This window comes from Promicromonospora aerolata, assembly GCF_042682255.1.
Lineage (GTDB): Bacteria > Actinomycetota > Actinomycetes > Actinomycetales > Cellulomonadaceae > Promicromonospora > Promicromonospora aerolata.
The window spans coordinates 4,693,225-4,705,162 of the sequence record NZ_JBHUHF010000001.1; the positions used below are offsets into that span (position 1 = coordinate 4,693,225).

Here is an 11,938-nt window from a genome sequence, read left to right on the forward strand (position 1 = left end):
GACCGTGGCGCCTCGTACGGACACGTCGTCACGACGGTCGCGCCCACGACGAAGGGGTTACTCGGTGATCTCGATGTCGCGCAGGATCGGCGCACCCGAGAACGGGTTGAGGATCACGTTGTCGAGCCGTTCGCTGTAGTAGGTGGCGCTGAAGCTCCACCGGAACGGGATGGTCGGGAACTCCTCGGCGAGGATGGCCTCGGCCTCCTGGTAGAGGACCACCGCTTCGTCGAGGGTGGGCGCGGCGGCCGCCTCGTCGAGCTTGTCCTCGAACGTCTTGCTGTACCAGCCCCAGTGGCCCGCGCCCGGCTCACCCGAGGCGTAGAAGCTCAGGTAGTTCTCGTTGAGCGGGTAGTCCGGGAACCAGTTGTTCCGGAACATGCCGTCGTACCCGTGCTCCGCACGCGTGGTGAAGTAGTCGGGGTCGACGTTGAGCTCGTACGGGATGCCCAGGACCTCTTCGATGGAGTTGCCGATCGCGGTGAAGTACTCCACCTCGGCCTCGTCGTCGCCCAGGCTGATCTGGAGCTTCTCGCCGTCGGGCCAGCCGCCTGCCTTCTTCAACGCTGCCTTCGCGGCCTCCGGGTCGTAGGTGCACCACTCGCACGTGCCGGCCTCGCCCCCGGGGACACCGCCGGGAACGACCCAGGAGTCGGCGGGGGTGGCCCGGCCGCTGCCGAGCGAGGAGATGATGCCCTCGCGGTCGATCGCCATCGAGATCGCCTTGCGGAACTCCTTGTCGTTCCACGGGCCCTCGGTGTAGCCGGAGAAGCCCAGGTACGTCAGGGCGGAGCCGGGCTGCTCGACGTAGCGCTCGGCCAGCTCCGGGTCGTTCGCCGCCGCCTCGACCTCGGCCGTCGGCGGGAACGACAGGTCCAGGCTGCCGGTCTGGAAGTCCGCCCAGCCGGCGGTCTCGCCGGTGGAGTACTCGGTCCAGTGGATCGCGTCGTAGCCCGGGGTCTCCTCCAGCGGGTAGTCGGCCCACTTCTCGGCGGTCAGCTCCTGGCTCTGCTGCCATTCGGTGACCTGGAAGGGACCGTTGCCGATGGGCTCGGTCGAGCACTTCTCGACGTCGTCCAGGCACTCCTGGGCGATCGGGAAGAACCCGGTGTAGCCGAGCATCGTCGCGAAGCCGGCGAAGGGCGAGCTCAGCGTGACCTCGAGCGTCAGGTCGTCGATGACCTGCAGCCCGGACAGCTCGTCCGCCGCGCCCTCCTTGACGATCTCGCCGTCGTCGTTCGTCTCGGGCTGCATCTCGTCGTAGCCCTCGATGATGCCGAAGAAGTAGTTGGAGTACAGGCCGTTGTCGCCGTCGGCCGTGTAGTTCCAGGACCGGGCGAACGCGTCGGCGTCGACGGGCTCACCGTTCTGGAACGTGAGGTCCGGCTTGATCTTGATGGTCCAGACCGTGTTGTCGTCGTTCGGCTCGATGGACTCGGCCACATAGTTGTACGGCTCCGTGGTCTCCGGGTCGTACCGGACCAGGCCGTCGTAGACGACGTCGAGAATGCTGATGTTGTCGTAGCTGCCCGCATCGCCGGGGAACAGGGTCTCCATGTCCTGGCTGATCCAGGTCTCCAGCGTGACCGGCCCGTCGCTCTGGGACTCGGTGTCGTTCGGGCTGCACCCGGCGACGGTCAGAGCCACGGCGGCACACGCGGCGACCGTGGCGAGCGGCGCCTTTCGTCCTACTCGTGCTTGCCTCACTGCTTGCCTCCCCATGTCGGCTCCCCGATCCGGGGGACGGGGAGGTTTGGACCATATCGCCAGAGCAGGCCGGTTGCGTGGAAACTCGTGTAAACCGTCTGTAACGATTCGTCAGGGCCCTTTCCATGGACGGGCCGGACGAACGCAGCGTGAGGCGCGCACGGGCCGGAGTGTTTCCGCCCCCAGGCCTGGAGGCGGAAACAACTCCGGCACCCTGCTCAGCGTCGGACGGCCACCGGATCGCTCGTCGCCGACGCCGTGGTGCCGTCCGCGGTACGCGCCGTCACCTCGACGGACAGCTCGTGCCCGACGTCCCAGGGCTTGACCTTGTAGGTCGCGCCGTGGCCGGACGACTTGCCGCCGCCACGCACCGGCTCCCCGTCCTGGAGCCACCGGTAGGCGAACGTCGCCTCCTGCGACCACGTGCCCGGGTCGGCCGTGAGCATCCTGCCCTTCGCCGGCCGCCCCTCGACCACCGGCGGTGTGAGGCTGGTCAGCCCCGGGTCGGCCACGAGCCGGCCCACGCCCCAGCGGGCGGTGGACTGGTAGCCGGCCCCGGTCGGGTCGGCCCAGTTCCGCACGGCGGTCCGTGCGCCGTCGGCCGCGTCGTTCACCTGGAAGTCCAGGCCGTGGAACGTGCCGGGCCCGCCGTAGGACAGGAGGTCGACGGACGCCTCGACGCGGTACCCGCCGTCGGTCGGCGTGGTCGCGCTCGCCACCCGCGCGCGCTGCGCCGCCTCGTCTCCCGTCCCGAACGACACGGCGTTCTGCGCCGAGACGCGGATCTGCGTGTCATCGGCCCGGTAGCCGCCGTTCTTCGCGTTGCCGCCGTCCACATAGATCTCCACGGAGTCCTGGACCCACGGGTCGGACCCCGAGACGTCGACCACGGGGTCCGCGACGTCGGCCAGGACGAACAGCGCACCCTCGTGCCACAAGGTCCGGACGGTGGCGACGGCACCGCCGGAACCCTCGATCTCCTTGGTGGTGGTCACCGCGCCGGCCGAGGCCCACACGTCGTCGACCTCGCCGTCGACCACCGGCGCCTGGGCCGCCTCCGCGACCTCCAGGTACGACAGCTCCTCGACCAGCGTGAGGGTGCCCAGAGCGCCCGGCGAGTTCCAGCCCGTGGTCCGGCTGCCGGTGCCGTCAACACTGGTCACCCGGGCGTCGAAGGCGACGGTCGCGCCCTCTTCGAGGGCCGCCGGCAGGTGCACGACGACGTCGTAGCCGCCCTCCCGCTCGGTCACCACCGCGTCAGCACCCTCGGCCCCGCCGGTCACCGAACCGTCCCGGCCCACCACGTACGCGGTGCCCGCCCCCGCCTCGGCCCCGCCGAGCACCAGCGTGACCGCATCGTCCGGCGCCGGATCGGCGTCGTCCACCGCGACGGACGCCGTCAGGTGGTCGGGCGCCCAGCGCAGCTGGAAGGCGGCCTCGCCACCACCCGGCGCGTCGAACGTGTGCCGCGGCAGCCGGTCCCACACCGGGGAGGCCGTCGCCGCGCCGTCCAGCGGCACGTCGCCCGCGAACACGTTCGCCGTCCGCAGGCGCGCGGGCAGCTCCGCGCCGACCGCCCCGTAGTAGGCGGGCTTGGCCTGGTACTGGTCGTCGAAGAGCAGCGGCGCACCGCTGTCGACGCGCCACGACCGTCCGTCGGTGAGCCCCCACGCCGTCACGCAGAACAGGTCTGCCGCATGCGCGCGGAACACGTCGAACGCGTCCCGGAAGTAGTAGCCCTGGTCGATCAGCCGGGCCTCGGTCACCGGCGTGCCCGTCGTGACGTCCAGCTCCGTGACCGCCTGCGTCACCGGCAGGTCGGCGAACCGCTCGATGGCGGCCTCCAGCGCGCCGACCGGCATCGCGAGGGACACGTGGAACTGGTGGCCCACGCCGTCCACCGGCACGCCGCGCTCCAGCAGCCGCTCCACCAGCGCGCGGTACCGGTCCTGCTTACCGCCCTGCTCCGTGTTGTAGTCGTTGATGAACAGGGTCACCGGCCGGTCGGCACCGGCCGACGGCGCGGCGTACGTCTCGTTGAACGCCTCGTCCGCGTACCGGAACGCCAGGTCGATGAACTCCTCGCCCAGGATCCGGAACCACTCGCTGCGGCGCAGGCCGTCGGGGTGCTCGCCCCCGTCCGACACGACCTCGTTGACCACGTCGAACGCGACCAGCGGGTTGGTGTCCGAGCCGAACGGACCGTAGTCCGTGCTGAGGTTCTCCGCGATGCCGAACACGTGGGCGCGCAGGCGCTCGCGGAGGACCGTCCGGCCCGCCTCGTCGGCGGCCAGCGGCTCGCCGGCGTCGTCCTGGAAGAACCAGTCCGGGGTCTGGCTGTGCCACGCCAGCACGTGACCGTAGACCCGCTGGTCGTGCGCCTGCGCGAAGTCCATCAGCGCCGTCGCCTCGGGATGCCGGCGCAGCGTGCCGTCGGCGTCGTACCAGGCCTCCGGCTTCATGTGGTTCTCGGGCGTGATCTGGCCGAAGTGCCGGTTCACCAGCTCCGCGGCCGCGCCGGACGTCTCGCGGCTGTCGATCGCGACGCCCACGGGGAAGTCGGTGGTCTCCTTGATGCCGGTCAGGTCCTCGATCAGGGGCGGCTCGGGGACCGAGACCACGATGTCGTCGATGAGCCAGTCGCTGGTGACGCCACCGTTGTAGGCGGTCTCGAAGTAGAGCAGGGCGCTCTCGTGGGCCGGCATCGTGAACGTGGTGGCCACCCGGGTCCAGCCGGTACTCGTGATCCCGTCGAACTGGTCGAGCGTCGCGAAGGTCTGGGCGCCGTCGGCGGCGGTGCTCGCCAGGCTCAGCCAGATGTCGCCAGGTGTCTGTCCTTCCGGGTAGCGGACCCACGCGGAGACGCCGTAGGCGACACCCGCCCGCAGGACGCCCGTGACGTCGCGGCCGATGCCGTCGCCCGTGGCGTCCCGGCCGGTCAGGGCGGCCGACCGGGTGGAGTCGTGCGCGTCCGACTCGGTGACCGCGAGCGAGAAGTCCGAGGCGTCGGTGCCCTCGCGCGGCTCCCACCCGCCGAGCGTGCCGTCCTCGAAGTCGGTGCTGATCACGGGGCCCGTAGCGGGCGGCGTGCCCTGCGGGAGCGTGAGCTCCCAGCCGTCGGCCAGCCGCTCCGTGACCACGGTGCGGACGGCGGCGAGCGTGCCGGACCGGTCGCCGCCACCGTCGTGCGCCAGGACCAGCTCGCCCGGGACCATCGCGGCGCGCAGGTTGGCGGTGAGGGTGCCGACGTCCTGCGTCTCCCAGTCGGCGATGGTGTTCCGCACCGCGAGCGGCTGCATGCCCAGCTCGACGGCTACCTCGGGCGTGACGCCCCACGAACCGTTGGGTGCCCGCCAGAACGGGACCTTCTGGTCCGGGTCGCCGAGCGCGTCGCGGATGATGCCCAGGTTGGCCACCAGGTCGGTGCGCACCTGCTCCGCCGTCCAGGAGCCCATGTCGGCGTAGCCCGTGGAGTGGTTGCACAGCACGTGGCCGTCGGCGACGATCCGGCGCAGGATCGCGGCCCCGCCGTCGGCCTGGATGTTCTGTCCGATGACACAGAACACCGCCTTGATCTCGTGCTCCGCGAGGAAGTCCAGCAGGGCGGGCGTGGTGCCCGGGTTGGGGCCGTCGTCGAAGGTCAAGGCGGAGACGTCGCCACTGCCCTCCGCGAGGTACGCGGGAGTGGGCGTCGGGTTAATGGCGCCGCCAGGGACGACGTCGTCGGGTGCGTCGGGGCCGGAGGTGGTCACCATGATGTCGTCCACGAGGATCGTGTAGGGCGCGTCCTGGTCGGTGCTGCCGAGATAGGCCTGCAGCTCGGCGGGATCGCCGTCGGCCGTGTAGGTGCCGGTGACGGTGGTCCAGTCCGTGCCGATGGTCGTGTTGCCGATCCACGCGTAGGACGGCTTCATGACGAAGCGGACGTCTGCGGTGGTGGGCGCGGGCGTGGGCGCGGGCCCTGTCGGGTCGGCCGGCTCGCTCGGATCGGGGAGGCGGGCGCGCATGCTGAACGTGTAGGTGCTGCCGGGCTCGAAGATCCCGGTGGGGGACTGGATGCCCTCGTAGTCGGCCGCCCGGGTGATGGCCAGGACCTTGCCGGCGCCGTCGGGCGCGGGGTCGGGCACGACGTCGAGGCCGGCGTTGCCGCTGGGTGTCCAGGTACCGGTGGTCCCGTCCTCGAAGTCGACGGCGGTGACGGTGGTGGCGGATGTGCCGGTGCCGGTGGGGGTGCTGGTGCTCGTGCTGGCCGCGGTCGCTGAGGCGGGGGCAGCTGCCAACGCCCCCGCGGCGAGGAGCGCCGCCACACCGGCGGCTGTGAAACGATTTCGCGATCTACGAGATGGTGTGATGAAACGATTTCGACGAGGCATGCTGCGCTCCCTTGCGCGTGTCTCCGGGTGAGGTCGAACGCCGGGCGACAGTGCCACGGCGGACGAGGGCAGCGTATCTATAGCGCGCGCCGCCGTCGAGAGGGAGGCTGTTCGTCTCTACCCAGCGATCGGGCCCGAAATCGTGCAAAGTTCGGGCCCAATCACTGGGTAGACGGGGTAGACGGGGTAGACGGGGTAGACGGGGCGGAGGGGCGGGTTAGGGCGTCAGGGTCTTGACCGCGCCCTTTGCTATGCGTAGGCGGCGCGGGGTCCGCCTCGCGACCACGGAGTCGTGGGTGACCAGCACGATCGTCAGGCCCTGTTCCTTCCAGAGCCCCTCGATGAGGTCCACGATCTCGTCGCGGGTCTCCTCGTCGAGGTTGCCGGTGGGCTCGTCGGCCAGCAGCACCTTCGGGTTCTTCACGAGCGCCCGGGCGATGGCGACCCGCTGCTGCTGCCCGCCCGACAGCTCGCCGGGCAGATGGTCGCCCCGGTCGCCGAGACCGACCGAGTCGAGCGCGGCGAGGGCGCGCGCCGTGCGGCTCTGGCGTGCGAGCCGTGACGGCACGAGTGCCGTCTCCACGTTCTCCAGCGCGGTGAGCGTCGGGATCAGGTTGAAGTTCTGGAACACGAAGCCGATGGTCTCGGCCCGTGCGGCGGTGAGCTGTGCGTCGCTCATGCCGGCCAGGTCGGTCCCGTCGAGCTGGACGGTGCCCGACGTCGGCCGGTCCAGTCCGCCCAGCATCTGCAGCAGGGTGGACTTGCCACCACCCGTGGGGCCCTGGACGGCGACGAGCTCGCCGTCGCCGATGGTCAGGGACACGCCCCGGAGCGCGCGCACCACGCGCTTGCCCTGGCGGTACGTCTTGGTCAGGTCGTCGATCTGGTACATGGTTCGGTCTGCCTCTCAGGCGGCGGTCGAGTCGGGCGGCGGGTCGGGCGACTGGTCAGCCGAGGGAACGGAGGGCCTCGGCGGGGCGCAGCTTCGCCGCACGCTGCCCGCCGACGATCCCGGCCAGCAGCCCGCCCAGCACCGCCAGCCCGACGGCCGCGAGGACTATCCACAGGCTCACCGGCGCCTGGAGGACGACGTCGACGGCGCTGCCCGCGGCGTCCGCCAGGCCGATGGGGGCGGCACCGAAGCTGTCGCCTGCCGCCGCCGCCCCGCCGTCCGGCAGCGCGCCCTCGGGCGCCCGCCCGACGGGGCCACCCATGCTGAAGCCCCCGCCCGACGCGCCGCTCAGCGTGATGCCGGCGAGGTTGACGGCCCAGACCGCCAACGCCCCGAGCGCGAGGCCCGCGCCGCCGCCGATCAGTCCCTGGACGACGGACTCACCGGCGACCTGGCCCACCACGCGGTTCCGGCTCCAGCCGATCGCCTTGAGCGTGCCGAGCTCGCGGGTCCGCCGGTTCACGCCCGAGACCGTGAACAGGATCGCGAGGCCGAACGCCGCCGCGAGCACGATGCCGCTCAGCCATGTGCCCAGCGTGCCGATCAGGTCGGACGCCGTGGCGAGCGACCCGGTGACACCCTCGGCGAGGTCGGACTGGGTGCTCACCGAGGCGTCGGGAAGCTCCGCCTCGATCGCTGCGGCGACGGCCTCCACGTTCTCCGCGGAGTCGACCTGGACGTAGAGGTCGGTGACCTGGTCGGAGAGGTCGGCGAGGGTCGCGGCGACGGCGAGGGGGACGTAGACGTCGGACGTCGTCGCGACACCCTCGCCGGACGAGGACGCGACGATGCCCACGATCTCCAGGCCTCTGCCACCCACGGCGATCGTGTCGCCGACGGCGAGCTCCTCCGACGTGGCGTAGGCGCTGTCGACGACGGCGACGTTCTTGTCGTCCGCCTCCAGCGTGCGGCCCTCGGTGACCTCGGCGGTGGTCAGCGGTCCGACGGCGGCGGCCTCCGGGTCCAGGCCGGTCACCGTGAACTGCTCGATCTCGAAGGGGGCACCGCTGGACGGGCCGCCGTCGTCGCCCGGCTCCGTCGTGACGGTGCCGCTGCCGTCACCGCCGCCGACCGGGGCGCTGGGCATCTCGCCGGAGAACGACAGGTTCTGCAGGTCGAGCGCCCCGGCGACCCCGGACACGTGGTCGAGCCCGGAGACCTGCTCCAACGCGGCGTCGTCGAAGGGCATCGCCCCTATCGCGGTAGTGAGGTGGTCTTCGTCGACACGGGTGTCCAGCGCCTCGGCCATGGGGGCGCCGAGCTCCATTCTCCGGCCGCCGCCCTCTCCGGGTGCGCCGGGGTCCTGGGTGACCGTGATGTCGGTGCCGACGCCGTAGACCGACTCGAGCACCTCGGCCTGGGCCTCCTTGACACCGGTCGAGACCGCGTTGACGACGATGACCAGCGCGATGGCGACCGCGAGACCGATCGCGACCACGACGGTCTGCTTGCGTCGGTTGCGCAGCTCTCTGCGCAGATAGGTGAAGAACATGGGCTCCTGCCTGGGGTCCGGAGTGGACGTGCGGGGACGTTGGTGTCCGCGCGGACCGCCTCGCGGGCTCTGCCGATCTGCCCGGGCAACGGGCGAGCGGGCGGAGCGGGTAGCTCCGCGGGGCGGTCTGCGCCGGACGATCGGAACGCTAGGTCGGCTCACTGTGGTGGACCTGTCGTCGACCTGTGGTGACCCTGTGAATCGCGGGCGTAGCGCTTCGCCCCGCGGCCCGCGTGCCGGGCGGTGGGCGGACGGTGGACGGTTGCCCGCCCGCTCGACGGACGTTCTAGGCTGAGGGCCGTAACCTCCGAGCAACATCCTTAGAAGGAGATTCCGTGGCTAGCATCGAAGCCGTTGGAGCACGCGAGATCCTCGACTCTCGCGGCAACCCCACCGTGGAGGTAGAGATCGTCCTGGACGACGACACCTTCGCCCGTGCGGCCGTCCCGTCCGGCGCATCGACCGGCGCGTTCGAGGCCGTCGAGCTGCGTGACGGCGACAAGGGCCGTTACCTGGGCAAGGGCGTCGAGAAGGCGGTCGCGGCCGTCAACGACGAGATCGCCCCCGAGCTCGTCGGGTACGACGCCGAAGAGCAGCGCATCATCGACCAGGCACTTCTTGACCTGGACGGCACCCCGAACAAGGGCAAGCTGGGCGCCAACGCGATCCTGGGTGTCTCGCTCGCCGTCGCGAAGGCTGCCGCCAAGAGCGCCGGCCTGGACCTGTTCCGCTACGTGGGCGGCCCGAACGCCCACGTGCTGCCCGTGCCGATGATGAACATCCTGAACGGCGGGTCCCACGCGGACTCCAACGTGGACGTCCAGGAGTTCATGGTGGCGCCGATCGGTGCCCCGACGTTCCGCGAGGCGCTGCGCACCGGCACCGAGGTGTACCACTCCCTCAAGTCCGTGCTGAAGGAGAAGGGCCTGGCCACCGGTCTGGGCGACGAGGGCGGCTTCGCGCCGAACCTCGGCAGCAACCGCGAGGCGCTCGACCTGATCCTTGTCGCGATCGAGCGGGCGGGCCTCACGCCGGGCAAGGACGTCGCGCTCGCGCTCGACGTCGCCGCCACGGAGTTCTTCTCGGACGGTGTGTATGCGTTCGAGGGCGGCAAGAAGACGCCGGACGAGATGATCGCGTACTACGAGCAGCTCGTGGCGGACTACCCGCTGGTCTCGATCGAGGACCCGCTGTCCGAGGACGAGTGGGACTCCTGGGCGGGGCTCATGAGCAAGGTCGGCGACAAGGTGCAGATCGTGGGTGACGACCTGTTCGTCACCAACCCCGAGCGCCTCGCCCGCGGCATCGCCGAGAAGTCGGCGAACTCGCTGCTGGTCAAGCTCAACCAGATCGGCACGCTCACCGAGACGCTGGACGCCGTGACGCTGGCGCAGCGCAACGGCTTCACCACGATGACCTCGCACCGCTCCGGTGAGACCGAGGACACCACCATCGCCGACCTGTCCGTCGCGACCAACGCCGGCCAGATCAAGACCGGTGCCCCCGCCCGTGGCGAGCGCATCGCCAAGTACAACCAGCTGCTGCGCATCGAAGAGGCGCTCGACGAGGCCGGCACGTACGCCGGCCGGTCGGCGTTCCCGCGCTTCCAGGGCTGATACCGGCCCCGCGCACCGCGGGCTGAGCCGCGCGCGGCCAGCTGCGCGGAGCTGTCAGGCACCCCGGACGTGTCAGACGCTCAGGTCACGTGAGTGACCTGTACGTCTGACACGTCTTGGTGTGTCTGACAACTTTTTGGGTTCCACAGGTTCGACACACGGCGCGCCGGAGGTAATGCCGGTACAAAGGCCCGGCGAATCGGCACAATCGACCCATGCCTTCCTCACGTCGCCCGGCGCGGCCCTCGGGTTCGGCGCGCGACCCGGGTGCGCGCCCGTCGTCGACCCAGCGTGCGGCCTCGGGCACCGGCGCCGCCGGGGGGAAGAAGGCCCGGGGAGCGGCACGGACGCCGCCGTCGGCGCAGGGCAAGGCCGCGCCGAGGAAGCCGTCCGGTGCTACGCCGAGGGGTGCGACGCCGAGGGGTGCGGCGGCGAAGGGCTCTGCGGCGAAGAGTGCGAAGGGCTCGACCGCCAAGGGCACGAAGGGGACGGCTGCGAAGGGCGCGACGCCGAAGGGGACGACGGCGAAGGGCGCCGGTCGGAAGCCCGCCGCGCCGTCGTCGGCGAGCCGCCGTGCCGCGGCCCCGCGAACGACCGCCGCCCGGCCCGCGGCCCGGACCAGCTCCGCCCGGCCGGCAGCCCGGCCCGCGGCCGCCCGCTCGGGTGCCGCTCCGCGGGGCGCCCGATCGACCTCCGGCGGCGGGGCGAAGTCGACGGCCGGCGGTGGGGCGAAGCGGCCCACGCAGCCGCGTCGTCGCAGCGCGGTCACCGGCAGCGTCGCGCCCCCCACCCGGCCGGCTCGCGCCGACCGCAAGCGGGGCAGCTTCGGGCTCGTGCTGCCCGAGGTGCTGACGGTCCGCGCGATGGTGCTGTCCGTGGTGCTGCTCCTCGCGGTGGTGCTGCTGCTGCCGACCGTGCGTGCCGTCGTGACACAGCAGGCCGAGCTGCGCGAGCTGCGCGCCGAGCTGAGCCAGCAGCAGCAGAAGAAGGCGGAGCTCGAGACGGAGCTGGCCCGCTGGGACGACCGGTCGTACGTGATCGAGCAGGCCAGGTCGCGGTTCCGGTTCGTCATGCCGGGGGACAAGGTGTGGCGCCCGCTCGACACGGACTCCGTGCAGGAGGAGGAACAGGCGCCCGGCGTCGTCGAGCCGTCACCGGGTGCGTCCGAGGATGCGGGGGCTCCCTGGTACACCAGCGTGTGGGACTCCGTGCGGATCGCGGGCGGCGACGAGTAGGTCGGCTGGGTCCAGCCCACCGGCTGGGCCACAATGGGTGAGTGAACACCGCGACTGAAACCGTGTCCGACGACGACCTGCGGGTCCTGGCCGAGCAGCTCGGCCGCGAGCCGCGCGGCGTCGTGGGGATCGCGGCGCGGTGCGTGTGCGGCCGTCCGACGGTGGCGCGCACCGCGCCTCGCCTGCCGGACGGCACCCCGTTCCCGACGGTCTTCTACCTGACGCACCCTGGCGCGGTCGCCGCCGCCTCGACGCTCGAGGCGAACGGGGTGATGAAGGAGATGACGGCGCGGCTGGAGTCGGACGAGGAGCTCGCCGCCGCCTACCAGAAGGCGCACGAGCACTATCTCGCGCAGCGCGAGGCCATCGCTCAGGTGGACGAGATCGCCGGCATCTCCGCCGGCGGGATGCCGACTCGGGTCAAGTGCCTGCACGTCCTCTTCGCGCACGCCCTCGCCGCCGGTCCGGGTGTGAACCCGCTGGGCGACGAGGCGCTGGCGATGGTGAGGGACACCTGGCGTCCCGACCGCTGCACCTGCTGACCCACTCGCCCGTGCGGGGTC

7 protein-coding genes are annotated in these 11,938 nt (G+C 71.6%); 3 read left to right on the plus strand and 4 right to left on the minus strand.

Annotated elements, in window-relative coordinates; translation table 11 throughout:
* Positions 1-57: 57 nt before the first annotated feature.
* The 4 genes from ACFSL2_RS20990 to ACFSL2_RS21005 all read right to left on the minus strand — a co-directional run bounded on the left by ACFSL2_RS20990 (position 58) and on the right by ACFSL2_RS21005 (position 8,524).
* Entirely contained in the window at positions 58-1,707 is a 1,650-nt protein-coding gene (locus tag ACFSL2_RS20990; RefSeq protein ID WP_377199699.1) for a peptide ABC transporter substrate-binding protein, read from the minus strand.
* A gap of 218 nt (positions 1,708-1,925) precedes the next feature.
* The gene (locus tag ACFSL2_RS20995; protein WP_377199700.1) at positions 1,926-6,014 is read right to left on the minus strand and encodes an endo-1,4-beta-xylanase; all 4,089 of its coding nucleotides are present in this window, start codon (positions 6,012-6,014) and stop codon (positions 1,926-1,928) included.
* Between the two features lie 283 nt (positions 6,015-6,297).
* On the minus strand, positions 6,298-6,972 hold the full coding sequence (locus ACFSL2_RS21000) for an ABC transporter ATP-binding protein (RefSeq protein WP_377199701.1): 675 nt from the start codon (positions 6,970-6,972) through the stop codon (positions 6,298-6,300).
* Positions 6,973-7,027: 55 nt separating this feature from the next.
* Entirely contained in the window at positions 7,028-8,524 is a 1,497-nt protein-coding gene (locus ACFSL2_RS21005) for an ABC transporter permease (RefSeq protein WP_377199702.1), read from the minus strand.
* A gap of 335 nt (positions 8,525-8,859) precedes the next feature.
* Between ACFSL2_RS21005 and eno the strand changes: the two genes are divergently transcribed.
* From eno to ACFSL2_RS21020, 3 genes are all read left to right on the plus strand, one after another.
* Entirely contained in the window at positions 8,860-10,140 is a 1,281-nt protein-coding gene (gene eno / locus ACFSL2_RS21010; RefSeq protein ID WP_377199703.1) for a phosphopyruvate hydratase, read from the plus strand.
* A gap of 215 nt (positions 10,141-10,355) precedes the next feature.
* Positions 10,356-11,375, plus strand: coding sequence for an FtsB family cell division protein (locus ACFSL2_RS21015; RefSeq protein ID WP_377199704.1), 1,020 nt, complete (start codon positions 10,356-10,358; stop codon positions 11,373-11,375).
* Between the two features lie 41 nt (positions 11,376-11,416).
* Positions 11,417-11,917 carry a DUF501 domain-containing protein gene (locus tag ACFSL2_RS21020; RefSeq protein WP_377199705.1) on the plus strand — a complete coding sequence of 167 codons (501 nt, stop codon included), beginning with the start codon at positions 11,417-11,419 and terminating at the stop codon, positions 11,915-11,917.
* The last annotated feature ends 21 nt before the right edge of the window (positions 11,918-11,938 follow it).